Consider the following 23,149-nt stretch of genomic DNA (forward strand, 5'->3'; position numbering starts at 1 on the left):
AGTATAAAGATGGAATATGAACAGATGATGAATAAGCTGTTACATTTAAAGAATTCTGTCCCTATAGAGTTTCGAAGGAGAATTAGAATGTGATTGTGCATAATCGCTATTATTAAAGGCCAGTCTTCATTTTAATAAATGAAAACTGACCTTGTTATTTCGCGTGCTTAAAGTTCGAATCAAAAATCTCTTAGTCTTCCTTTTTACGAGAAAGCATATATTCATCTTTTAATATAGAATGATACGCGCTATCTACTAATACACCCTTGATCATTTCACTCTTTCGAAGGATGCCTTCACACTTCATACCTAAGCGCTCTAGTACTCTTCCGGAGGCAACATTCTTCACTTCATATGCTGCGAATACACGCTCTAAACCAAGTATATTGAAGGCTAAATCGAGGATTAATTCTCCTGCTTCTGTCGCATAGCCATTGCCCCAATAATGCCGATTCATTGTATACCCCAGTTCTCCGCTATGATTATGTTCATGCACTCTAAACTCAATCGCACCAATCATTTTACTGCTTTCTTTTATCACCATTGCGTATTTGCCTATAGGTTCTTTTATGAAGTAATTCGCTATAAAGTTCTTCGTTTGGTTTAAATCTTTATGCTCTGCATAAAGAAAACGAGTCGTTTCTTCATCTGATGTATATTCAAACATATCCTCCGCATCATCAAACGAAACTGGACGCAAAAGAATCCTTTCACCTTCCATTTGACTATGCTCAACTATTAACGTGTTGATATTTCCCAAGCTGACACCCCTATTTTTGACTAAGTTGCAGTCCTATTTGTTTGTTGAACTCATTAGAATATTATACCATATATTAACTATTTAGATATTTTAAAATTTTCATCTTTTTTCTTTACAGTAAGTAGATTTGTTGCAATATATGGTAAATTAATCTTTTAATTATATTTATTTTTTGTCTACTTTTTTAGCACTTCATCCGTTGTATCAATGAGGAGGAAAAATATGAATCAAAAAGATGCGTTCACCTCCTATCTGATTCAAATTGGAGAGGAAGTGTTTCTACTTTTACGCTCAAAAGGAGCATCAAAAGAAGATGCAGAAGACATTATTCAAAATACTTTTTATAAAATCTATTCCATGTTAAGTAACCTGGATGAAAAAACAATTCGACCGTGGTTTTATCGAGTGTCCCTCAATGACTTTATTGATTTAAAACGAAAAAAATTTCAGCATCATGTTCCACTATCTGATGAGATCCAATCTAAATTAGCAAGTGGAAATACTGATTTTGATCAGCTTTTTAATCAAGATGAAATTATGTATTTATTAAAAAATGTTAAAAAAGAGTATAGAGAGATTTTTATTTTAAAATATTATTATGAATTAACCTATGGGGAAATATCACAATTACTCCATTTACGTGAGGACAATATTAAGCAAAAACTATATCGGGCACGAAAAACAATCCATACAGAAATTGGAGGGATTAATGCATGGATTCATCGATTCAAAAGGCATTAAAAAAAGCAAAAAGAAAACAATTGGTTAAAATTGCTCTTATTTCTTTTATCGTTTGTATTACCCTACTATTTATAATTAGCAGAATAGGCATGTATTTAACTGCCCTAAATACAGCACAATTACATGAGAGTCTATTATTAGAGAACGCTATTTCTCAACCTAATGTCCATATTGACTCCCAGGTAACAGCCAATTCAACGTTGTTCGGCGGCAATATTATCACAAATCGCTCAAAAGATATAGATGGTTATCTAGTTCCTTGGAGTACATTAACGAGTTCTTATTCATTGTTTGGTGCTTCTGGTGATAGCAACGAACGAACACCTGGCTTCCACAAGAACGGGGATACTTATTTTGAGTACGACAAACAAACAAAGCAAAGGTTCGCCACATTTTATCATCCTGCGATTAAACAATATTACGGTGGTGTTCAGAATCAACTCCCAGCTGTGATTCAACTGAAAAATCAGCTAGCTGAAGTGGCTATCTCATTCAAACAGCCGTTAACAATGAAGCAAGTACGCGATTACATACCCGAAAATTTAAATATTGCTTGGCTATATATGTTCTCCGAAAAAGCAGATGAAGTTGCAGGACCATCGGGTGTACAAGTTTATGGTTACTCCGATTCTAAACTCTTAAAAGAATCATTCGAGATATTTAAGAACAACCTTAAAAAATATGATACACGTCAATCAATGGAGGTAATCCAAGATTACATTGCCAAGAATCAAAACAAACCGTTTAACGAAGTGACTGTGTTAGGGGTAATGGTAACAGGTCGTACTGAAAATTTTAAAGAATTACTAGGGAAAAACTTTATTAGAGGTGCATCGGTAGGAGTGACAGTACCGATTGTGCCGTATATTCAACCAACCAAATAGACAAGATTACTTCGTTACAGAAAAAAGTAGTGCCAACCTGCAAATGCAAATGGTTGGCACTAATAATAAAGTTCTTGGTAATAACCGAATTCCATAAGCAATTCCAAAATGACGTATTGATTATATTTATCCAGCAAGTAAACTACATATACATTCCCTTATAATTAGAAGATAGCTTACATTATGCAGTACATTTTTTAACTCTTTATACTATCCTAACGTAATATAGATCAAAATTATAAATGTATTTATCATCTTTTCTACCCCTCAACTTCAAGTAATCCACTTCCCTTTTTTATTGACGTAGTGTTGACAATTTGTCAATTTAACTATATTCTTTTTGAGAATGATAGTTTCATATTCGCAATTGTTTTTATGAAAGGAGACTACATATGGCCAAACCAAATAATAGTTCTGAACTCGGTTTGTTACTGAGACAATTATTAAAAGAACGTTCATTATCCATGCGCAATTTTAGTGAGCTCACTGGAATTGATACAGCCACTATTTCTCGAATCATCAATAATAAACGAAAAGCAACTCCTCAACATTTAGAAAAATTTGCAGAATGTCTAGGAATTCCTTTAATTAAACTATTCGAAGCAGCAGGCTATCCTCTAGAACAAAATACTGGAGAATTAGATTCGGATCTTCATGTGTCTATTGGTGCAATACAATCTATATTTAAGGATTCTAATATTAATGACGAGAATTTTTCAATTGAACGAGTGAAGCAAAAGTTAAAAAGCTATGAAGCATATGCAGAAACAGAAGAAGGAAAAAATACAATTACTAATGGTTTTAAACAAAAAATACAGGAAGTTGGTAGTGTAGGACCCTTCATTAATAAATTAAAGGACTTCCATACAAGGTTTATATCAAGGAAAGGCTCTATTTTTGAATTAGCCCTAATCGGTAGTTCGTTACTGTATTTTATTATCCCAGTTGATGTGATTCCAGATTATTTACTGCCAATAGGCTATTTAGATGATGCAATTGCTGTACAACTTATTACGAATGCATTATTAAAACCATAATGATTTAGGCAGGTGAATTTATGAAACATAGTAAACGGAAAGTATTTAGAAACCTCTTCTTAACATTCATTTTGATCATTATAGCTGGTGTAACCTATTGGTGTTATCAATATAATAGTGGCCTGGCATCAGCAGACAAAGGGCCTTCTAAAGAGGTGAAAACAACATTTAAACCTTTTGAAGGTGCTGATACGCATATTGGAAAGATGAATGTATTGTTAATAGGAAGTGATTCAAGAGGAGAAGAACATTCGAGATCAGATACCTTAATGATTGCGCATTATGATCAAAAAACAAATAACGTAAAGCTTGTTTCTATCATGAGAGATACATATGTTGATATCCCAAAACATGGTATGCAAAAAATAAATAGTGCTTATGCATTTGGCGGACCTGAGCTTTTAAGAGAAACCATAAAACAAAATTTCGATATTGATGCAAATTACTATGCTGTTGTCGATTTTAAAGGATTTTCTAAAATAATTGATCTACTAGCACCTGATGGTATTACTGTGGATATTCCTTCTACTATGGAATATGGCATTGGTATGACTTTGCATCCCGGTAAACAAACTTTACATGGCGATCAGGTACTAGGTTATGTACGTTACCGACATAATCGGTTAAGTGATTTTGGTCGTGTAGAACGACAGCAAGAAGTCTTAACAAAAGTGAAAGAACAAGCCATCAGTATGAAAACTTTAGTGAATTTACCGAAGATACTTGGAACGGCTGATAGCTATATTGAGACAAATGTTGATAATAAAACAATCCTTACAATTGCTAAGGGTTTACTAGCTGGAAAATCAAAAGGCATGGAAACATTGCGTATCCCTATAGCAGATTCTTATGAGAACAAAAATGAAATTGTAGGCGCTGTCTTAGATGTTGATCTTGAAAAGAACAAAAAAGCCCTAAAAACATTTTTAACTACTAGTGAACATGAGAAAACCCAATAAGTAAAACTACTTCATTTAGGAGCGGTCCCCATTGAATTTAGATTATCAAATTTTTAAACTCATTAACCAATTTGCAGGAAAAAGTATCTTTATTGATCATCTAGTTCTCTACTTTTCAAAATATGGCCCTCTGCTATTTGGATTATTTTTTATCTGGCTATGGTTTTCAAAATCTAAAAATAAAGAACAGAATCAGAAGATCGTTTTGTCTGCATTAACTATTGTCATTCTTACACTTGGGATAGACATGATTATTGAAATCGTCCATTTTCGACCACGACCATTTGTTGACCATTCAGTAACATTGTTATTTAACAAATCAAATATGGACCCTTCATTCCCCAGTAACCATGCTGCTGGATCATTCGCCTTGGCGTTTGCAGTTTTTTGGAATAGACGAAAAGCCGGATTGATACTGCTTGGATTAGCATGTGTTATGGCACTTTCAAGGATTTATATCGGGGTGCACTACCCCTTTGATGTTTTAGCTGGTGGTTTTATCGGATTTTTTGTTTCTTTACTTGTTGTGACACAAGCGAGAATCCTTAATCCTTTATACAACTTTATTATAGACATTTTCAATAAGCTCTCTTTTAAAAATTATAGATAAGCATCGCATATTTTGTTGTTCATTTTATTAAATATGTAGGAGGTGTGATTAATGGGAATTAGCCCTGTAACGGCAATTATACTTGCTGTTGTTGCCATAATCATTTTCGGACCAAAGAAATTGCCTGAACTAGGAAAAGCTATGGGTACTACCCTTCGCGAATTCAAAAAAGCTACAAACGGATTAATGGAAGATGATGAGCCGTCTAAAAAGCCTTCAGAATCTACAAAGTCCGAAGATAAATAAGCTAGGATGTTTATAAATGAACCAGACTGAACTATCGATTATCGAACATATAGACGAATTAAGGAAACGATTGATGATTATTGCTGTATTCTTTGTGGTGGCAGTGATAGCTAGTTTTTTTCTTGCACAGCCTCTCATCCACTTTTTGCAATTTAGCAATGAAGCAAAGACATTACAGCTCCATTCTTTTAAAGTAACAGATCCAGTCAATATTTATTTCCAAGTAATTTTTGTACTGGCAATTGTTATGACGTCACCTATTATTTTATATCAGCTATGGGCCTTTATCACGCCAGGTTTATATCCGACAGAACGAAAGGCAACATTGCGGTATATCCCTTATATTGTATTTTTGTTTTTGCTTGGCGTTATGTTTTCATATAAGATTTTATTTCCTTATATGATTCATTTCATGGCAGAAATGTCTATGGATATGGATATCCAACAAACGATTGGCATTAATGAATACTTTCAATTTCTGCTCCAGCTGACACTCCCCTTTGGAGTTGTCTTTGAATTGCCAATGGTTGTCCTATTTTTAACAAGACTTGGGATAACCACGCCGCATATGCTCAGTAAATTTCGGAAGTACGCCTACTTCATTTTAATGGTTATTGCGGATATTATTACACCAACGGATGTTATGTCGCTATTTATAGTCTCTATACCTTTATGCATTTTGTATGAGATTAGCATTTTAATCTCGCGTTTTGGTTATCGAAAATATTTGAAGTCGGAGAGTGAAAGGTCAATCGTAGCAGAAGAAAATCCTTCTACCCTATAAGGTAGAAGGATTTTTTATTGGAAAGATTGTAAATCCAAAAATGCCATCTTCACATAACAACAGGTATTTTACTGATTTTATTTTATATCCTGTATTGTCAGTTTCTGTTCTGGAGTAAAGCTAACATATTCATAATCTTCTTCCCCGTTCACTATACTGCGATACCCCGCCTCAACCATACCATAATCGATTGATTGGTCATTCAACAGTTTCTGCATCAGCTTGCACTGTTGTAGCATCTGTTCTTTTGTTAGCTTCCCTTTTTCGATCTCTAGCATAATGACGATAGGCTTTGGTGTTTTAACCTGAGGCGTCCATTCCTTGGCGTCTTTACTGTATACTTCTACATCAGTATCCACTGAATCGACTTGCGGCACTTTTTTCTGAAGGAGCGTTCGAATATACCTCTCTGCCTCCGTATTTAGTTTTTTAGATGCCTCTTTGTCTATGTTAGACTCATGAATCGTATCACTAAAGACTTCATAGGGTTCAATACCTGAGACATAGAATGAGTAGGTGGTTTCAACTGCTGACGGATCCTTTTTCACTACTTTAAACTGATAGGTACTGTCAGTCCATCCATACCCTACAGATCGCTTAATCTTGTAATTCATATCCGGATAATTTTGTTCTAAAAACGCTTCTAGACTCTCTTTTGCTTTATGTTTGTCCATTGTATTACCGCTCATTTGAATGTAAGCAACCACGATGACGGCAATTAATGAAATGGCAATTACACTATATATTATTTTCTTTTTCATATTTATTTTTCCTCTCTTATTTTAAGAATACAAAAGCCGATAAGGATTCCAATAACAGTAACCAACAGGTGAATAATCAATGTAGTCAGTGCTATTTGAAGAGCTTCCGAAAAACTGTCAGCATAAAATTTACCGAACCAATCCGTCATATATAACAGGCAATTCCACAGGAAATTCGGTACGCCCGCAAGCAGGACGGTAACGAGTACAGATCGGTAGAACAGATACGTGACTGCTCCCAAAATGGCGTAGGTCAGGATAAACCCACTGTTGTCATTCATAATGGTCGTACTCATAGCTAATACAAAGGCAATTGCTACAAAGAAAATCTGTATTGTCGTCAATTTCACGGTTATATTACGAATCATGTTTTTTGAAGCACCGTGAAGTTTTACTTCAGCAGGCAGTGGAATTTGTGATTGTTCCGCTATATGCCGGCATTCTTGGCAGCTTTGCAAATGTTCCTCAACAAACCGTTGAGTATCCAGATGCAATAACTCTTCTTCATATAATGGCAGTAAGTCTTGCGTCACCGCACAGTTTGTCTTCATAAAGTCAGCTCCATTGCTTTTTGAATTCTTAATTTCAATCGGTGAAAATTAACCCGTGCATAGTTTTCAGATTTACCGATTAATACACCAATCTCTGCAAAACTCAGCTCTCCGTATATACGAAGCAGTACAATCTCTCTCGCTGAATCTTCCAACTTTGAAATATGATATAAAAGTTTTTTGGTATCCTCTTTGATTTCGGCTAATTCTTCTAAAGTATGGATTTCCGTTTCTGGCATCAAGGAGAGTTTTTGCATTAAGCTAAGTTGATACTTATTTTTTCGGTAATGCTTCTTCAATAAGTTCACTGCGATCGAAAACATCCAAGTCGATAAGGTGGAAACACCATTAAATGATGCGATGTTTTTACATGCCTCATAAAAGGTATCATGGCAAAGGTCTTGAGCAGTTGCCTGATTTCCTGTCTTTGCATAAAAAAATGCGTAGATTTTCGGTTGGATTTCTTCGTATTCTTCTTCAAGCTTATTCATAACGACCCTCTCTCTCTTGCTGTTCAAATCATTAATACCTCGACTAGATGTTTCGTTACAACTTTTATAAAAATATTTTCAATTTCTTATTTTTAAAATTATAAATTAGTTGAGGGAGAAATTAATAGAATGAGAGTTGGTTGCCTTTAAACAAGGAAGGTTTGAATGCCTCCGGACTAAAAGACAACGATGGGCTATATGAAATCTGGGTCATTGTATTCTTCTCTCTGACGACTTTTACTGGTTTTGCTGCTTCAAGTGAATAATAATCACTTGAAACAATGAATAGATTAATTGCTATGAAAATAAATCCTTATAGTAAATTTACCTATACAACCCCTATCGGTTATACATACATATAGAATGTATTTGATTACAGGTGATTAGTCTCGTTTGTTCTTTCGAAGATTTAATGGTTGAAGGGAAAAAAGATTCTGTTACATGATTATTGTTATTTCTACTCACTTCACATTTGAATTAGCAGTTATAAGGTATCACTAAATTGTAAATCGAAAATACTCGGACGCTAGTTACTTCTAATTAGGTCTAAGTTATTTCCTTTGGAGAGTGTTAAATTGGAAACAATGATTTTTATTGAAACTACAAAAAACGGTTCTAGTAGGGAGGCTGTAAAAACGGCTGCTCGATTAGGTTTTTACACCGTTTTGTTTACTGAAAAAGAAAAGCTTTTAGAACAAAGAAAAGAATTTCCGGATATTATGCAAATGGTTCATTTTAATAAAATGACAGAGGATCTCATCCGTCAGCAAATTATTGAGCTTCAAGAACAAGGCAAAATCATTAAAACAATTATTAGTTTTGTAGATCCCTTCGTGTCATTAGCCGCACAGCTTTCAAATGAATTATGTAAATCAAATATTTCTGTGGAAGCGTTAAAGATCATGGAAGATAAAACTGAAACGAGAAGAGCATTAAAAGAAAATGCAACAACTCCTAAATTTGAAGTTTTTCAGCCAGTGGATAATATCAGTACTTTTATTAAAAAAGAACACAAATTCCCTTTAATTGTAAAATCACCTATGTCAAAAGCTTCAAAGGATGTCTATTTGGTTAAAAATAGATATGAATTAAGAAAGATAATGAAGAAATTTTTAAGAATATATCCGGACCAACAAATATTACTTGAGGAATATTTAGATGGTCCACAATATTTAGTGGAAGTCCTTGTCCACAAAGGCAAAATAAATATTGTCGCTATTTTTAAACAAGAAATTACAAAAGAGTTAAAGTTTATTGTAACGGGTTATGCAGTTCAGTTAAACGTAAAGGATGACCTTTATAAAAAGCTGTCCAGCACAGTGGAATCGATTATGAACGATTTAAAAGTAGCCAATGCTGCCTGTCATCTTGAAATCAGAAATGTAAACGGAAATTGGAAGCTCATTGAGATTAATCCTAGAATATCTGGTGGAGCGATGAATCGGATGATAGAAGAAGCGTTCGGCATAAATTTGGTAGAAGAAACGATTAAACTTTATCTTGGGGATGAACCTAATGTAGATAGGAAGCACGAGAAACATCTCTATACTCACTATATTACGATAAACTCTGTTGGACGACTTTTAAAGGTGACAGGTAAAAAAAGAGCTGCAAATGAACCTGGTGTAAGAGAAGTTTATATCAAGTCACGTAAAAAAGCAGTCATCAGACCGCCTATATCAATGGGCCATCGTTATGGGTATGTAATGGCTACTGGTGAAACATTAGATGAGGCAAAGGAAAATGCGTTGAATGCTTTTAAAAAAATAAAATTCTATATTGAACCGTTATCGGAGGAGATATAATGGTGACCGTTGCAATGCTTCATTATAGAAAACATCCTCATAACATTAAAAAAGCTTATACCTGTGCTTCAGTTGCGAAGATGGAAGGCATTAATTTTTATTTCTTCTCTCCCAGTGCTGTTAGGTTTGAAGAAAAAGTCATTCACGGCTATCAATATGAAAATGGAACTTGGATTCTAAAAGAGATGCCCTTTCCTGATGTGATTTATAATGCTACTGGTATGAAAACTTCATTTCAGAAAAAAGTATATCGACAGCTGAAAAAGACCATACCTTTTACCAGTCATCCAATAGGTAACAAAATGAAAGTATTTAGAAAAATAAAGACAATACCTGAATATGCGCATTACTTAATACCTTCTGAAATAATCAAGGATTCATCAGATGTTTTATCTGCATTAAAACGATTTAAAAAAATTGTTATAAAGCCTTTATCGAGTAACCAGGGCAAAGGTTTAATTTTTATTGAACGGAATGGAGATCAGATTGAGCTGTTAGAAGGTTCTCATCGGAAAACTGTTAATATAACTGAATTCCGCAAGAAAATTGAAATGGTTATAGAAGAGAAGGCATACCTCGTTCAACCTTATATTTCAAGCAGGACAAAGGATGGGTTCCCTTTTGACTTTCGAATCCATGTTCAAAAAAATGGCTCTGGTGATTGGGGGATTACATTAATTTACCCAAGGATCGGTTCAGATGATGGAGTTATTAGTAATGTCAGTTCAGGAGGATATATTGGAAAGCTCGAATCTTTTCTAGAAAAAGAATTTGGTGTAGAAAGCTTTGATATTCTTAGAATGTTAGAACAGTTCCCCCTGCGTTTTTTAAAAAAGTTTGACGCCTTATATAATAACCAATTAGATGAATTAGGAATTGATATTGGGATTGATGAAAATAAAAAGCTGTGGATTTTTGAAGTGAACTGGAGACCAGGATATATTTACCGAGAATTGGAGGCAGCAATGAATACTATTCCATATGCTGCTTATCTCGCTAATCAAAAAAAATCGCATTGAAGCACAATCACCCAACCCTTTCTTTGTGATCCAAAATACAATAGAAATATGGCACATCTAAAATTGTCCGCCGAGGAGGGGAGATTTGGTGGATAACAAAAATTGCGTTTGCAAGGCAATGAAAACACTACAGAAGGAACAAAGTATATTATCCGGTCAACTGATGGAGTTTCAATTTATATGTTTTTCTGCTACGACAGATACCATACCTTTTATGCTTTTAATGAATAACAATCTAAAACCTTTAAAAGCATTCACAAAGTGTACAGTATCCCCTTTTTTTCGATTAGAAAAATTGAATGAGGACACCTGCTGTGCTGAATTATCAATACTTGAAGCCATAGATATGGACGGAATTCCGATTGACTCATGTGACGATTTGTACTCGCTTCGGAAAACTAAAAGCTGCATAATTGTTGATTTAAATTGTTTCTGTGCAATTAATCCGTTTCCACCTAATCTAGTCAATCGACCACTCCCTGAAATTGAACCGAAATAATTAGTTTTTTAATAAATCTCCAAAACCGCAACCATTTTGTAAGAAATGGTTGCAATTTTCACATATAAAAAAGGACAAATCCAACTCATGATGGGACTTTGCCATAGCATTTAAACAATCTATTGGTAAGTGCGCCTTCCCCATCATCCTTTCACTATACAAAAATCACTTTGTGAATCGCTGCTCACTATAAATAGTTAATCCCCGTTATTATTAGCAAAATTGCTCCTAGCAAATGCACAAATAAAATAACCTATGTGTTTCTACTGAGTCCATTAGAAACTTTTGAAATTCATTTTACCAAAATAAGAAAAAATCGATCCTGCTCTATACCTTATAAATTAACAATATGAAAGGAAGTACTTGATTGAACAATGTATACAAATTAATTCCTATTAGTGATGGTAGTCCATGCATCATATTACATCCTAAGCAAAGAAAATTACTAGACGCAACAAGGATAAAAACTACTATTCATTTTGGACTTCATAAAACGGAAGTCATATTCAAACAATTAAATACAATAAAAGAAAACGAAATCGGATTATCTAATACCGTCATAGAAAATCTGAGGCTTCCTTTAGAAGTAGATTATGAAATTTCAATCCAAAATGATGAAATTATTATAGGGCCATTTATTGGCGTGATGATAACGAATTCTCACAAAAAGCTTAAAAAGAAAGTAAATAAACTAAAACAAATAAAAAAACTTGAACAAATAAAGAAACAATATCGATTAGTTAATGGCGTCGTTTTAGCATTATCGGTGGAAGGTATAGATGAAAATAACTCTAAAGTCCATGGTTTTCTTTACAATCCATCTACTAAAAACTGGGTAGAAGGGACTTTCCCATTTCCCTCTGTCATAGTAAAAAGAACAACCATGCCTAGTGACAGTAAGAAATATTTAAAAAGACTTTATGGCCGACGTTTTTTTCATCTAGCAGGTATTAATAAATGGAAAATGTATCAACGACTTCATAAAAATCCAGATTTACTTCCCTATATACCTAAAACTTTCTTATACAAGAAGCCCACGGATATTTTAAAGTATCTTAAAGAACTTGGCACCATTTATGTAAAGCCTATCTCGGGATCCTCAGGAAATGGCATTGAAAAATTTATAGCGAAACATAATCAATATTGTGTTAAATTCCGTCTTAATAGAAAAAACGAGACCATCCACTTTTCCTCTGAAACCGAACTACTTGATTATGTGAAATCTAAGTTCAAAAGTAAGAAGTTTATTATACAGCAACAAATAGATATAGAAATAGAGAAAAATCATCCCATTGATTTTCGAATTGCTCTTATAAAAAACCAGAGTGGCCAGTGGGAAGACATAGGGATGGTGGCAAGGAAAGGCAGGAAAGGCAGTGGCGTTAGCAACATCTTAAATGGCGGAAGAATGCAAAATGCGCGATCTTTGCTTTTAACTTTATACAATCTATCTGAAGCTGAGGCATTGAATATCCGTCAGAAGATGTCTGAAATTGCTATTAAAGCTGCTAGAGAGATTGATGAATATGATACCATATTCAAATCTGGTGTCGATATCGCTCTTGACCGCGATCATCATATTTGGTTAATTGAGCTAAATAATCGTAAACCATATTTAAAGTTTTCGAGAGTTGGACCTAAAAGTACCATTAAAAAAGCCAGAAAATCAAGAATGCTTTACGCGAAATATTTAGCCGGGTTCCCAAAGGAAAAGAAGGATTCTGATCTGTCAGCTCTACTTTGGTGACACCCGTTATATAATAAAGTCTTGTTGGCACATTAGTTAACACTTCACCACCCACCTACCTGATATTTAATCAAAGTAAAAGTACTCCCTCTATATAGAGGAGTACTTTTACTTACAGATCACTTTTTTGTTTTAGATACAAACTCAATATATCAGGGAAATGGTTGCATAGGAACTTAGACTAAAACCGTGACAACAATCGAAAAGCCTAAGCCACCAAATCGCGTTTGTTCAACATAAAATAGAGAAGTAACATAATTTACTCCTCTACTTTAAAGTTACCCTAATAACTTTTGATATTCAGGGTTCTTTTCAAACTCAGCTTTTGCAAAAGGACAAAGTGGAATAACATGTAATTTTTCTTTTTCAGCATATTCAACAGCAGCTTTTACTAATTGTTGTCCTACATTCTTTCCTCTTAAATGTTCTGCTACATGTGTATGATCTAATATAATCCGAGTTTCTCCTACACGAACAAAATGGACTTCTGCTTCACTATTTTTCTCATCACCTATATAAAATGACTGACTACCTTGTTTAATCTCCAGCAACCTTATTCCCACCTTAAATTTTATATTTTAATGCACCGCTTGGACATCTATCAATTACTTCAACTACTTTTTCAGCATCTGCTTTATCAAGAGAAATCCAGGGTCTAGCATTCACATTAAAAACTTCCGGTAACCCTTTAACACATTCAGCAGCATGTTTACAAATTTCCCCGTCAAAAGAAACTGTAATTTTTTCGCCTTTATACTCTTTTAATCCCATTTTTATCACTCCTCATATTTTTAGATTCATAGTAAATAATCTAATCTCTTTATGAAAATAAGAAATTACTTCCATAGTTAGTTAAAAAGTTGTTAACTTAGAATAGATAACAAAAAATACAATTAATTCTACCATAATTAAAATATTAGGTACTGTAATGATTAAATTAAGAATTAAAAATCCAACTAAAACCCCTAAAAATAAACCTAAATGATATATTTTTAATCGTTGTTCCTTATATCTATATTGATGAAAAACAAATGAAGTTGATAAAAAGTAGAGTAATACCGATCCAAAAACAAAAAATAAAATAAAATAATAATTAACCTCGTGCATAAATAATAATCTTATCGACGCTGCAATCATGCTTAAAGACATCAAAATGAATAGATGACCATATATAATCGTTTGACCTGCTGTTTTTATAGATTTATTCACTTTCTTTTCTAAATTATCAAAGTATTGCCACCACATTGATATGATTAAAACGAATGAAACTAAAGTAAATAATATGGAATTCCAATCACCTTGTTTTGGTTGAATTACAGCCAGTGTACTGACTAAAGTTTCGCCGAAGAGAATGATAGTAAATAAACCAAAGCGCTCAAATAAATGGGCTGTATTTGTAGGTACCATCATCAATCGCTTACGCCCAATAATTGGTATTAAGATATCCAGAAATATACCTGTATACAATATAAGATACCTAATCCATGAGTCAAAAAAGAGGGAGCACAATGAAACAATAATACCAACCCAAAAGTACTTTCCAAAAAAGAGTGCAGCTTTCTTTCGAGTCCCTACCTCTGTCCGTTGTACAACAAGATATTGAATTGCGACTAATGCCCTTAGCCCAATATAGCCTACTAGAAAAGATCTATAATACGAATCGAAATCTACTGATAAACTAGCAATCATGATGAGTGCAAAGAACATTTGTAAAATCAAAAATATACGGTGATGAAATAAATCTTCCCCGTAGCGATTGGTAAACATCGTTTGTCCTACCCAAGCCCACCAGATGGGAATAAAAATCAGTACAAACTTTAATAGATAATCTGATTGTATGTATCCTTTTTCCACATGAATTAAAATATGAGTTACAGTAGCAATAGCTGCTACAATTAGCAAATCATAAAACAGCTCTAACCAAGTGACCTTTTTTTCTTCCATTATCCCAATCCTCCAAAACTAAATTAACTTATTATCCAGCGTATTTTTCTCTACATAAATTGTTTCCATGTCACTCTTAATAATAATGTCGAAGTTTTCACTGTATGGATGCATAAACACCTCATACTGAATGCGTCGCTCATTGTGAGACTGCTTTAAATATTCGATATCCGTTCCTCTTTCCTCTATATCTCGACCGCATCGTCTCTCAAGTTCCGTATCACCATCTGTATAAAAATAAATTAGTAAATCAAATAGTTCAGGATTAGTAAAAGCAACACTCATCCCTTCTACAATGTTTAATTTCTTTTGTGAAGAGAGTATTTCACTTTTTAGATAATGTGTATCAATCGTACGTAAATTCATATTTTCTTTTAGCATCAATAGATCTCTTTCTAAGGAAGGTACATGATGTGCTGCGGGATGGCATGCTGTCATTTTAAAACGATGTAATGTTCCTTTATGTATATAGTCAATCATTGCATATTTTCGAATTGCTGAACTCACTATGTATGGATCCGTATTAAGATAGTTAACATCGCACTTTAACTCTTCCATTAACATATGCGCAAAAGTCGTTTTTCCAGCAGCACCATGGCCAGAAATTCCGATTACCAACTTCTTATCCGAATTATAAATCCAATTTATGATTTCTTGAATTAATGTGTTCATCATTCACTCCCATTTCTAAAGTTTTTTTATCATTTGCTAAAAGAGCACCCGATATTATAGAAGAGCCCCCCCACTTCCTTGTTCCACTAACCTGTCCTGTTAGAAGCAATTCTTCAATCCTCATTTACACTCTAACATAAATATCCAATTTTGCTACAACACTTATTCATGAACTCTAAACTAACGACACACTCATACATCACTTCTTGCAGAAGCAGGTGTCGCACTCGAACAAATCATGGATAGACTTGGCCATTCAGGTGATCAAATCAAAAAGAATGTCTATCTCCATGTACAAAAGAAATGAAAAAAGAAGCTTCCCAAAAGTTTTTACAACTAATGAGAAGCCTCGATTAATATACTCTATGTTAGCAAAATGTTGGCATTACACTTTCACCTTACATACAAACCCTTATATATCAAGGTTTCATACATAGGAACTTAGGCTAAAACCACGACGTCAATCACAAAGCCTAAGCCACCACATCCTGTGGAAGTTACATCATGCCGCCCATGCCGCCCATATCAGGCATTGCAGGTGCTGCTCCAGCTGGTTCTGGGATGTCAGCTACTACTGCTTCTGTTGTTAAGAATAGAGCTGCTACAGATGCTGCGTTTTGAAGTGCAGAACGTGTAACTTTAGTTGGGTCTACGATACCTGCATCGATCATGTTTACCCATTCGCCGTTTGCAGCGTTGAAGCCAGTGCCCACTTCTTCACGTTTTAAGCGGTCCACGATAATAGAACCTTCAAGGCCTGCATTGTCAGCGATTTGACGTACTGGTTCTTCAAGAGCACGCAATACGATTTTCACGCCTGTTGCCACATCGCCTGCTTCTGCTTGGCCGATTTCAGCTACTTTGTTGTAGACACTTACTAGCGCTACGCCACCACCTGCAACGATACCTTCTTCTACTGCTGCACGCGTAGAGTTAAGAGCATCTTCAATGCGAAGTTTGCGTTCTTTCAATTCTGTTTCAGTTGCTGCACCAACTTTGATGACAGCTACGCCGCCAGCAAGTTTAGCAAGGCGTTCTTGTAGTTTTTCTTTATCGAATTCAGAAGTAGATTCTTCGTATTGAGCACGAATTTGACCTACGCGAGCTTCGATTGCGTCAGTTGAACCTGAACCTTCTACGATTGTAGAGTGGTCTTTTGTTACAACTACTTTGCCAGCATGGCCAAGCATTTCGATTGAAGCTTGTTTTAGGTCCAAACCGATATCTTCTGTAATCACTTGTCCGCCAGTTAGGATAGCGATATCTTCTAGCATTGCTTTACGGCGGTCACCGAAGCCAGGAGCTTTCACAGCCACTACATTGAATGTACCGCGAAGTTTGTTCAAGATTAAAGTAGTTAAAGCTTCACCTTCAACATCTTCAGCAATGATTAGTAATGGTTTGCTTTGTTGAACTACTTGTTCTAAAACTGGTAGCACATCTTGAATGCTTGAGATTTTTTTATCTGTAATTAAGATGTATGGGTTATCTAATACTGCTTCCATTTTATCAGTATCTGTTACCATATAGTGTGATAGGTAGCCACGGTCAAATTGCATACCTTCTACAACGTCTAATTCTGTTGTGAAACCTTTAGATTCTTCGATTGTGATAACGCCGTCGTTACCTACGCGTTCCATTGCTTCTGCGATCAATTCGCCCACTTCATCATCAGCTGAAGAAATAGCTGCTACTTGTGCAATAGCTTCTTTGTTTTCAACTGGTTGAGAAATTGATTGTAATTCAGTAATAGCAGTAGCTACCGCTTTGTCGATCCCTTTGCGGATGCCGACAGGGTTTGCGCCAGCTGTTACGTTTTTCAAGCCTTCACGAATCATAGCTTGAGCTAAAACTGTAGCAGTAGTCGTACCGTCACCAGCGATTTCGTTTGTTTTTGAAGCTACCTCTGAAACCAATTTTGCACCCATGTTTTCATATGGATCTTCTAATTCGATTTCTTTAGCGATTGTTACACCGTCATTTGTAATTAATGGTGAACCAAATTTCTTTTCAAGCACGACATTGCGCCCTTTAGGTCCTAATGTTACTTTTACTGCGTTTGCAAGTTTATCTACACCTTTTAACATAGCGCTGCGTGCGTCTTCACTGAAACGAATATCTTTAGCCATTTTAAAATTACCTCCTGAAATTTTATCTATTTTTCATTTACGTTTATTATTCTTATTCAACGATTGCTAAAACATCTGATTCGCGAAGAATTAAATAGTCTTTGCCTTCGTATTTTACTTCTGTTCCAGAGTATTTAGAGAAAATAATGTTGTCTCCACTCTTTACGTTAAGTGGAACCACTTGACCACCATCTGTTAAGAATCCAGTACCAACTGCAACTACTTTTCCTTCTTGAGGTTTCTCTTTTGCAGAGTCTGGGAGTACGATGCCGAATGCAGTTTTTTCTTCAACTTCGACAACTTCGATAATAATACGATCGCCTAATGGTTTTAACAATTGAAACAACCTCCTAGAATTATGTGTATATACTTAGCTTATTAGCACTCCTCACTATTGAGTGCTAACACAATTATTATATTAATGAATTCCCATTTCATTTGCAAGCGGTAAGCATCAAAAATTTTGTTTTTATTCTCAGTTAATTTACAATAAAGAAAACAGGCAGAAAACAGAAAGGAAATTGAGTTTGAAATCACACAAAACCGCGTTATATATTTTATTGATTTACCTTGCTATGCAGCTCTCTTCTGTCGTATTCATGCGACCGTTTGCACTGTTCATGAAAAAAAGATATCCAACTATGGGGAAAGAAGAATTAGTCCTCACTATTAATGGGTGGTATATCGTCATAAGTTTTGCAGTAGCTCTTCTATTATCTCTTATTGTGATAGCCTTTAATCGAAACTTCTGGAAAATTTTCAAACAAAAACCCGAATCTATCCCTACATCTATTCTTTGGGGGGTTATTGGATTCTTTCTTGTATTTGTAGGCCAGTGGATCGGCGGCATTATCGAACATAGCTTAGGCATTACTCAGGCATCTGAAAACACAGCAAACCTTACAACGATAGCAGATGCGGCACCTGTTGCTATTTTGGCGCTAGCTATTATCGGTCCTATTCTAGAAGAATTTGTTTTTCGGCGTGTTATATTTGGCTCGCTCATTCAAACGACAAACTTCTTTATCGCTGCGCTGATCAGCTCGCTTGTATTTGCTGTCATTCACTTTGATTTTACTCACATTATTATCTATGCTATTTCTGGTTTTATATTCGCTTTTCTTTATTATCGTACAAGGCGTATTATTACGTCTATCATTGCCCATATGATGCTAAATGGATTTGTGACTGCTATTCAGCTCTATCAGGAACCCATCGTGAAGTTTTTAGAACAGCATCAGTAAGCTATACTCTCTATCTATTTCTCCAACTATACACAAAACCCTTCTTTTATTAAGAAGGGTTTTGTTTCATTTGCATAAAAAAACTGCAATCAAATAGTTTCGTTTGATTACAGTTTATTCTACTATTGTTGTTGCATTTCTATTTGTCTTTGCTGTTCTGCTCTAATATATTTTCGATAACCTACTCGAGAAATCATAATACTAATCTCGTACAGTATACATAGAGGAATAGACACGATAAAAAGCGACAGAACATCTGTTGGCGTAATAATATCTGCAACGACCAACAAGATGAAATAGGCATACTTCCTGAACTTGCTGAGCATTTGAGGTGTAATAATACCAAGCCGCGTTAAAAACAATACGACCATAGGCAACTCAAATACGATACCGAAAGGTAGCGTCAGCTGGAGTAAAAATTGGAAGTACTCATTAATGCCGATCGTTTGTTGAATATCCATTTCCGTAGACATCTCTGTCATAAAATGAATCATATAAGGAAATAAAACCTCATATGAAAACATAACGCCGAGCACAAATAGGAAAACAATGTATGGGATATACCGTAATGTCGCTTTACGCTCTTTTGGAAACAATCCAGGCGTAATAAAGGCCCATAGTTGATATAAAATAACAGGCGATGTCATAACAATCGATAATACAAAAATCACTTGGAAATAAATATTGACGGGATCCGTCACTTTAAATGAATGCAACTGCAAAGTCTTTGCTTCATTACTAAATTGCAAAAAGTGGATCAGTGGCTGTGCTAGAAAGAAACTACCAATCACTGCAACCACAAAGAAAACGGCAACAATCATCAGCCGTTTTCTTAATTCTTCTATATGTTCGACAATAGTTAGTTCTGTGTTATTCATTTACTAAACATCCTAACTTATTTATCTTCAATCTTTTTTGTTTCAGATACTTTATTCGGCTCATCATCATCAGCTAAACCTTTTGTAGCATGCTTAAATTCACGGAGAGTAGAACCCATTGCTTTACCAAGCTCTGGTAGTTTCTTCGGTCCGAAAATTAGTATGGCAACGACTCCTAAAATTACTGCAGTTCCAGCACTAATTCCCATTACAGACACCTCCTCATATACTTGCTCCTATTTTAACGTAAAAATAGGCTTTTGGCTATTCTATTCACGATTTTATTGTGAAATATTTACCTACAATTTCCCTACTCTACTTAGATTGAATATATTATATTTGCTACAAAAGAGTATTCTTTGCATACATAATAAAAAAACTGGCTAAACAGCTAGCCAGTAATTAAGTGAAACATATCCTATTTGCTCTTCTTCCTTACGTTCTGCTCCAGAAACGTTGTTGAGTAATTGCATTCAAGAAATCTTGATTAAAGTTTGGATTATTAGCTGCAAAAACTACGCCCTCTAAATTATTGTTTTGCGATTGTTGGATGAATGACTGTCCGCCTGTACCTACGCCAATCGGTTTATAATGCTTATACGCATTGTGTACGAAGTCAGACACATCTTGCATAAACTTCGCTGGATATTTCGAAGTTCCCCCGACTACATAAAGAGCATCAACCAAATACGGGCTTCCTGTAATGAAGGTTTGGTTAACTTTGATTTGCGCTCCGTCTGTTCCAGTCACATTTCCAAGTCTTTCGCTTATAATATCAATGAAAACACCATTGCTCTCTAAGAAGTTAAGAACTTGCATTACCTCTTGGCCATTGAATCCTTCACCAATTAGCACGCCGACCTTTTGCGTGTAAGGATATTTAGGCGTTGTCGATTGGCTGAGAGATGCATAGCTAGTATTGACAGGCACATTGTCACCGCTCGGCTGTCTTACACCGATATTATCCGCGATGATGCAAGCTAATTCTTTGTCTACATTTACTATTAAATCGACATTTTGCTGACGAACTGATTCGCTCTTTACTTTTCCAAGCTGATAGCTGAATCCTTCAATAGTGTGTTGCTTTTCAATTGGCGTCAAGCTGTTCCAGAAAATACGTACTTGTGAGAAGTAATCGTTAAACGACTTGCTTCTTCCACGGATAACATGCCCTTCTACTTTTTTCGGGTAATGTACATAACCACCTTCTTCAGGTGTGGATGTATGCGGTGTATTATCCATTAATGAGTTATTGTGATAGTTTACTTGGTCCACATCTATTCTCATTCTCATAAAGCCCCTGCGCGTATTATTGTGGAAAGGACAGAGCGGTTTATTTACCGGTAATTCAAGATAGTTAGCACTGCCAAGGCGATGCTGCTGTGTATCTCGATAAGCAATTAATCTTCCTTGTAAAACAGGATCATTTGAGAAACCGATACCCGGCACTACGTTTGCAGGATTGAATGCGATTTGCTCCATTTCTGAGAAGTAATTATCAATATTACGATTAAGGGTCATTTTACCAATTAGTTGAACTGGCACTAGCTCTTCAGGCCAGAATTTAGCAGGATCCAACACATCGAAGTCAAATTTGAATTCATCCTCCATCGGGATTAGCTGAACGCCTAGTTCATACTCAGGGAACGCACCCTTATCAATAGCTTCGCGTAAATCTTTTCGATGGAAGTCTGGGTCAATACCACCAATTTTTAATGCTTCATCTTGAAGTAGAGAATGAACGCCTAGAACCGGTTTCCAAACAAATCTTACAAAAGTTGCGACGCCAGCTTTGTTGACGAATAAGTAAGTATTAATCGACCAAGACTCCATCACTCGATAATTCTTTATTATTCCGCGGTCAGACATAATCCATGTTACCATGTGAAGTGCTTCGGGATTATTCGCTACATAATCCCAGAAACGATCATGCGCACCTGTTGCTGTTGGGATTCCATCATCCTGTTTATTTTGATAAGCATGCATGGCATCCGGGAATTTCATCGGATCTTGGTTAATTAACACAGGCATAGCGATAGTCGTTAAATCGTAGTTGCCCTCTTCTGTATAAAATTTTACGCCTAAGCAGCGTAAATCACGCGCTGTATCATAGGAGCCTTTCGGGCCTTGGACAGTAGAAAAACGCACAGCTAAAGGCGTCTTCTTTCCAGGTTCTTGGAAAAGGCAAGCCTCTGTCACGTGCTCCATCGATTGATAACATTCAAACTCCCCATAGGCACCATAGCCCCTTGCATGCACAACTCGTTCTGGAATTTCCTCATGGTTAAAGTGCGACATTTTTTCGAGAAACCAATAATCCTCATGTAAGGAAGGACCCCTGACTCCTGCTTTTAGTGTTTCCGAGTCATTGGATATTTTTCGGCCTTCTTGGGTTGTTAACGGCTTTCCATCATTACTTTTACGATATTGATCTAATTGCTCTTGCTTTGCATCCTTTTTAACAGACTTTTTGTTTTGCGAGTACTTATCCATCTAATCACCTAACCTATCTTATAAATGTCTAACGTTATAACCATATGCATTTTTTTATCCCAATATACATTTCATTTCAAGTTTGAATATAAAAAGAATCCTTTTTTCGACAAAAAAGTGGCGCACAAGTTGGTTGACTTGTGCGCCACTTTTATCTATTTGTATAGAAGTTAATCTATCTTTCGTCATTACGCATGAAATAGCTTAATGTCTGTAGTTCTACTGTCAAATCGATTGTATGTACACGTACATCATCAGGAACATGCAATGTGACAGGAGCGAAATTTAAGATGCCTTTTACCCCCATCGCGACAAGCCTATCGGCCATTTGCTGTGCAGAACGGGCGGGTATCGTCAAAACAGGCAACTCCGCTTTGTATTCTAAAAATTTTTCTTCTAATAATTCTGGCGGAAAAACAGGGATATCATTGATATACTTACCTTCTTTTGTTCCGCTTGTATCAAATGCTGCAACAATTTTCATATTATGGTTCTTTTGAAAATTATATTTTAACAAAGCACTGCCAAGATTCCCTACTCCAATAATGGCTACATTCATACGTTCATCCTGATCTAATACACTACGAAAGACCGTTAATAAATATTGCACTTCATAGCCGTACCCTTTTTTGCCGAGTGCTCCAAAATAGGAAAAATCACGGCGAATTGTAGCAGAGTCAATGTTCATCGCTTCACTTAATTCTTTGGAAGAGATTCTTTCTTGCCCATCCTCTGCAAACTTTAAGATAAAGCGATAATAGAGAGGCAGTCTTTTGGTTGTAGCTTGTGGAATTTTACTTGTGGACTTCACGCTTTTTCCTCCTGCTAGCAAATCAAAATCCCTTCAATAGTACATGATAATTAGCTTTTTTGCAAAGTAATCCTCGTTGCATAC

The 23,149-nt window shown here is 35.5% G+C and carries 26 protein-coding genes and 1 pseudogene; 13 read left to right on the forward strand and 14 right to left on the reverse strand.

Translation table 11 applies throughout. The features are described 5' to 3' along the window. Positions 1 to 190 precede the first annotated feature (190 nt). Positions 191 to 760 (reverse strand): GNAT family N-acetyltransferase, encoded by a 570-nt coding sequence (locus tag RCJ93_RS14930; protein ID WP_446739418.1) that lies wholly within the window; start codon positions 758 to 760, stop codon positions 191 to 193. A 222-nt stretch (positions 761 to 982) separates the two neighbouring features. On the opposite strand from RCJ93_RS14930, the gene RCJ93_RS14935 reads away from it, so the two are divergent. The 7 genes from RCJ93_RS14935 (at position 983) to tatC (RCJ93_RS14965) (ending at position 6,021) form a co-directional block, all read left to right on the forward strand. After that, complete coding sequence (locus RCJ93_RS14935) at positions 983 to 1,501, forward strand: RNA polymerase sigma factor (RefSeq protein WP_150285587.1); 519 nt, start codon at positions 983 to 985, stop codon at positions 1,499 to 1,501. Beyond that, positions 1,474 to 2,385, forward strand: coding sequence for a sigma factor regulator N-terminal domain-containing protein (locus RCJ93_RS14940; RefSeq protein ID WP_446739419.1), 912 nt, complete (start codon positions 1,474 to 1,476; stop codon positions 2,383 to 2,385). The genes RCJ93_RS14935 and RCJ93_RS14940 overlap by 28 nt, the downstream gene beginning before the upstream one ends. A 392-nt stretch (positions 2,386 to 2,777) precedes the next feature. After that, on the forward strand, positions 2,778 to 3,422 hold the full coding sequence (locus tag RCJ93_RS14945; protein WP_150285589.1) for a helix-turn-helix domain-containing protein: 645 nt from the start codon (positions 2,778 to 2,780) through the stop codon (positions 3,420 to 3,422). Positions 3,423 to 3,442: 20 nt separating this feature from the next. Further along, positions 3,443 to 4,381, forward strand: a complete 939-nt coding sequence (locus RCJ93_RS14950; protein WP_446739420.1) for an LCP family protein — start codon at positions 3,443 to 3,445, stop codon at positions 4,379 to 4,381. Positions 4,382 to 4,412: 31 nt separating this feature from the next. Further along, a complete protein-coding gene (locus RCJ93_RS14955) occupies positions 4,413 to 4,991 on the forward strand; it encodes a phosphatase PAP2 family protein (protein WP_150285591.1) in 579 nt (192 codons plus the stop codon). Between the two features lie 51 nt (positions 4,992 to 5,042). Further along, positions 5,043 to 5,237 carry a twin-arginine translocase TatA/TatE family subunit gene (gene tatA / locus RCJ93_RS14960; protein ID WP_066790201.1) on the forward strand — a complete coding sequence of 65 codons (195 nt, stop codon included), beginning with the start codon at positions 5,043 to 5,045 and terminating at the stop codon, positions 5,235 to 5,237. A gap of 16 nt (positions 5,238 to 5,253) precedes the next feature. Then, complete coding sequence (gene tatC, locus RCJ93_RS14965) at positions 5,254 to 6,021, forward strand: twin-arginine translocase subunit TatC (protein ID WP_446739421.1); 768 nt, start codon at positions 5,254 to 5,256, stop codon at positions 6,019 to 6,021. Between the two features lie 77 nt (positions 6,022 to 6,098). Here tatC (RCJ93_RS14965) and RCJ93_RS14970 read toward each other — a convergent pair whose 3' ends face one another. The 3 genes from RCJ93_RS14970 to RCJ93_RS14980 are packed head-to-tail and all read right to left on the reverse strand — an operon-like array spanning position 6,099 to position 7,824. After that, complete coding sequence (locus tag RCJ93_RS14970; protein ID WP_446739422.1) at positions 6,099 to 6,782, reverse strand: YfjL-like protein; 684 nt, start codon at positions 6,780 to 6,782, stop codon at positions 6,099 to 6,101. A 2-nt stretch (positions 6,783 to 6,784) separates the two neighbouring features. After that, positions 6,785 to 7,333, reverse strand: coding sequence for a zf-HC2 domain-containing protein (locus RCJ93_RS14975; RefSeq protein ID WP_446739423.1), 549 nt, complete (start codon positions 7,331 to 7,333; stop codon positions 6,785 to 6,787). Beyond that, a complete protein-coding gene (locus RCJ93_RS14980) occupies positions 7,330 to 7,824 on the reverse strand; it encodes an RNA polymerase sigma factor (RefSeq protein WP_446739424.1) in 495 nt (164 codons plus the stop codon). Before RCJ93_RS14980 ends, RCJ93_RS14975 begins: the two co-directional genes overlap by 4 nt. Before the next feature lie 584 nt (positions 7,825 to 8,408). On the opposite strand from RCJ93_RS14980, the gene RCJ93_RS14985 reads away from it, so the two are divergent. The 4 genes from RCJ93_RS14985 to RCJ93_RS15000 all read left to right on the forward strand — a co-directional run bounded on the left by RCJ93_RS14985 (position 8,409) and on the right by RCJ93_RS15000 (position 12,894). Then, positions 8,409 to 9,629 carry an ATP-grasp domain-containing protein gene (locus RCJ93_RS14985; RefSeq protein WP_446739437.1) on the forward strand — a complete coding sequence of 407 codons (1,221 nt, stop codon included), beginning with the start codon at positions 8,409 to 8,411 and terminating at the stop codon, positions 9,627 to 9,629. Next, positions 9,629 to 10,648: a YheC/YheD family endospore coat-associated protein gene (locus tag RCJ93_RS14990; protein ID WP_446739425.1), complete on the forward strand. Its 1,020-nt coding sequence runs from the start codon at positions 9,629 to 9,631 to the stop codon at positions 10,646 to 10,648. Before RCJ93_RS14985 ends, RCJ93_RS14990 begins: the two co-directional genes overlap by 1 nt. A 223-nt stretch (positions 10,649 to 10,871) precedes the next feature. Continuing rightward, entirely contained in the window at positions 10,872 to 11,147 is a 276-nt protein-coding gene (locus tag RCJ93_RS14995; RefSeq protein WP_446739439.1) for a CotY/CotZ family spore coat protein, read from the forward strand. Positions 11,148 to 11,514: 367 nt separating this feature from the next. Next, the gene (locus RCJ93_RS15000; RefSeq protein ID WP_446739426.1) at positions 11,515 to 12,894 is read left to right on the forward strand and encodes a YheC/YheD family endospore coat-associated protein; all 1,380 of its coding nucleotides are present in this window, start codon (positions 11,515 to 11,517) and stop codon (positions 12,892 to 12,894) included. 278 nt (positions 12,895 to 13,172) lie between these two features. Here the strand turns inward: RCJ93_RS15000 and RCJ93_RS15005 are convergent, their stop codons facing one another. The 4 genes from RCJ93_RS15005 to RCJ93_RS15020 all read right to left on the reverse strand — a co-directional run bounded on the left by RCJ93_RS15005 (position 13,173) and on the right by RCJ93_RS15020 (position 15,510). Continuing rightward, positions 13,173 to 13,445: a GNAT family N-acetyltransferase gene (locus RCJ93_RS15005; protein ID WP_236717642.1), complete on the reverse strand. Its 273-nt coding sequence runs from the start codon at positions 13,443 to 13,445 to the stop codon at positions 13,173 to 13,175. A gap of 13 nt (positions 13,446 to 13,458) precedes the next feature. Next, positions 13,459 to 13,665, reverse strand: coding sequence for a (4Fe-4S)-binding protein (locus RCJ93_RS15010; RefSeq protein ID WP_147197842.1), 207 nt, complete (start codon positions 13,663 to 13,665; stop codon positions 13,459 to 13,461). 81 nt (positions 13,666 to 13,746) lie between these two features. Beyond that, positions 13,747 to 14,838 (reverse strand): low temperature requirement protein A, encoded by a 1,092-nt coding sequence (locus RCJ93_RS15015; protein WP_446739427.1) that lies wholly within the window; start codon positions 14,836 to 14,838, stop codon positions 13,747 to 13,749. Between the two features lie 18 nt (positions 14,839 to 14,856). Next, positions 14,857 to 15,510 (reverse strand): uridine kinase family protein, encoded by a 654-nt coding sequence (locus RCJ93_RS15020; protein WP_446739428.1) that lies wholly within the window; start codon positions 15,508 to 15,510, stop codon positions 14,857 to 14,859. A gap of 184 nt (positions 15,511 to 15,694) precedes the next feature. Here RCJ93_RS15020 and RCJ93_RS15025 point away from each other — a divergent pair. After that, positions 15,695 to 15,867: pseudogene (locus RCJ93_RS15025) on the forward strand (site-specific integrase); the annotation flags it as partial. Positions 15,868 to 16,007: 140 nt separating this feature from the next. Here RCJ93_RS15025 and groL read toward each other — a convergent pair. Then, positions 16,008 to 17,639: a chaperonin GroEL gene (gene groL, locus RCJ93_RS15030; RefSeq protein WP_066790231.1), complete on the reverse strand. Its 1,632-nt coding sequence runs from the start codon at positions 17,637 to 17,639 to the stop codon at positions 16,008 to 16,010. A gap of 52 nt (positions 17,640 to 17,691) precedes the next feature. Next, a complete protein-coding gene (gene groES, locus RCJ93_RS15035; protein ID WP_066790234.1) occupies positions 17,692 to 17,976 on the reverse strand; it encodes a co-chaperone GroES in 285 nt (94 codons plus the stop codon). A 190-nt stretch (positions 17,977 to 18,166) separates the two neighbouring features. On the opposite strand from groES, the gene RCJ93_RS15040 reads away from it, so the two are divergent. After that, positions 18,167 to 18,883 (forward strand): CPBP family intramembrane glutamic endopeptidase, encoded by a 717-nt coding sequence (locus RCJ93_RS15040; protein ID WP_066790236.1) that lies wholly within the window; start codon positions 18,167 to 18,169, stop codon positions 18,881 to 18,883. Between the two features lie 122 nt (positions 18,884 to 19,005). Here RCJ93_RS15040 and tatC (RCJ93_RS15045) read toward each other — a convergent pair whose 3' ends face one another. The 4 genes from tatC (RCJ93_RS15045) to RCJ93_RS15060 all read right to left on the reverse strand — a co-directional run bounded on the left by tatC (RCJ93_RS15045) (position 19,006) and on the right by RCJ93_RS15060 (position 23,065). Beyond that, positions 19,006 to 19,761, reverse strand: coding sequence for a twin-arginine translocase subunit TatC (tatC, locus tag RCJ93_RS15045; RefSeq protein WP_066790241.1), 756 nt, complete (start codon positions 19,759 to 19,761; stop codon positions 19,006 to 19,008). 17 nt (positions 19,762 to 19,778) lie between these two features. Then, positions 19,779 to 19,970, reverse strand: a complete 192-nt coding sequence (locus tag RCJ93_RS15050) for a twin-arginine translocase TatA/TatE family subunit (RefSeq protein WP_066790243.1) — start codon at positions 19,968 to 19,970, stop codon at positions 19,779 to 19,781. Between the two features lie 226 nt (positions 19,971 to 20,196). Further along, positions 20,197 to 22,254, reverse strand: coding sequence for a catalase (locus tag RCJ93_RS15055; protein ID WP_150285602.1), 2,058 nt, complete (start codon positions 22,252 to 22,254; stop codon positions 20,197 to 20,199). 175 nt (positions 22,255 to 22,429) lie between these two features. Continuing rightward, positions 22,430 to 23,065 carry a redox-sensing transcriptional repressor Rex gene (locus tag RCJ93_RS15060; protein ID WP_066790247.1) on the reverse strand — a complete coding sequence of 212 codons (636 nt, stop codon included), beginning with the start codon at positions 23,063 to 23,065 and terminating at the stop codon, positions 22,430 to 22,432. Positions 23,066 to 23,149: the final 84 nt, after the last annotated feature.

Source organism: Rummeliibacillus sp. BSL5 (genome assembly GCF_052928305.1).

Excerpts from the sequence above, each read along its gene's own strand:
- RCJ93_RS14935 (WP_150285587.1), top strand. The coding sequence starts at position 983 with ATGAATCAAAAAGATGCGTTCACCTCCTATCTGATTCAAATTGGAGAG.
- RCJ93_RS14940 (WP_446739419.1), top strand. The coding sequence starts at position 1,474 with ATGGATTCATCGATTCAAAAGGCATTAAAAAAAGCAAAAAGAAAACAA.
- RCJ93_RS14945 (WP_150285589.1), top strand. The coding sequence starts at position 2,778 with ATGGCCAAACCAAATAATAGTTCTGAACTCGGTTTGTTACTGAGACAA.
- RCJ93_RS14950 (WP_446739420.1), top strand. The coding sequence starts at position 3,443 with ATGAAACATAGTAAACGGAAAGTATTTAGAAACCTCTTCTTAACATTC.
- tatA (WP_066790201.1), top strand. The coding sequence starts at position 5,043 with ATGGGAATTAGCCCTGTAACGGCAATTATACTTGCTGTTGTTGCCATA.
- tatC (WP_446739421.1), top strand. The coding sequence starts at position 5,254 with ATGAACCAGACTGAACTATCGATTATCGAACATATAGACGAATTAAGG.
- RCJ93_RS14970 (WP_446739422.1), bottom strand. The coding sequence starts at position 6,782 with ATGAAAAAGAAAATAATATATAGTGTAATTGCCATTTCATTAATTGCC.
- RCJ93_RS14975 (WP_446739423.1), bottom strand. The coding sequence starts at position 7,333 with ATGAAGACAAACTGTGCGGTGACGCAAGACTTACTGCCATTATATGAA.
- RCJ93_RS14980 (WP_446739424.1), bottom strand. The coding sequence starts at position 7,824 with ATGAATAAGCTTGAAGAAGAATACGAAGAAATCCAACCGAAAATCTAC.
- RCJ93_RS14985 (WP_446739437.1), top strand. The coding sequence starts at position 8,409 with ATGATTTTTATTGAAACTACAAAAAACGGTTCTAGTAGGGAGGCTGTA.
- RCJ93_RS14990 (WP_446739425.1), top strand. The coding sequence starts at position 9,629 with ATGGTGACCGTTGCAATGCTTCATTATAGAAAACATCCTCATAACATT.
- RCJ93_RS14995 (WP_446739439.1), top strand. The coding sequence starts at position 10,872 with ATGAATAACAATCTAAAACCTTTAAAAGCATTCACAAAGTGTACAGTA.
- RCJ93_RS15010 (WP_147197842.1), bottom strand. The coding sequence starts at position 13,665 with ATGGGATTAAAAGAGTATAAAGGCGAAAAAATTACAGTTTCTTTTGAC.
- RCJ93_RS15015 (WP_446739427.1), bottom strand. The coding sequence starts at position 14,838 with ATGGAAGAAAAAAAGGTCACTTGGTTAGAGCTGTTTTATGATTTGCTA.
- RCJ93_RS15020 (WP_446739428.1), bottom strand. The coding sequence starts at position 15,510 with ATGAACACATTAATTCAAGAAATCATAAATTGGATTTATAATTCGGAT.
- groL (WP_066790231.1), bottom strand. The coding sequence starts at position 17,639 with ATGGCTAAAGATATTCGTTTCAGTGAAGACGCACGCAGCGCTATGTTA.
- tatC (WP_066790241.1), bottom strand. The coding sequence starts at position 19,761 with ATGAATAACACAGAACTAACTATTGTCGAACATATAGAAGAATTAAGA.
- RCJ93_RS15050 (WP_066790243.1), bottom strand. The coding sequence starts at position 19,970 with ATGGGAATTAGTGCTGGAACTGCAGTAATTTTAGGAGTCGTTGCCATA.
- RCJ93_RS15055 (WP_150285602.1), bottom strand. The coding sequence starts at position 22,254 with ATGGATAAGTACTCGCAAAACAAAAAGTCTGTTAAAAAGGATGCAAAG.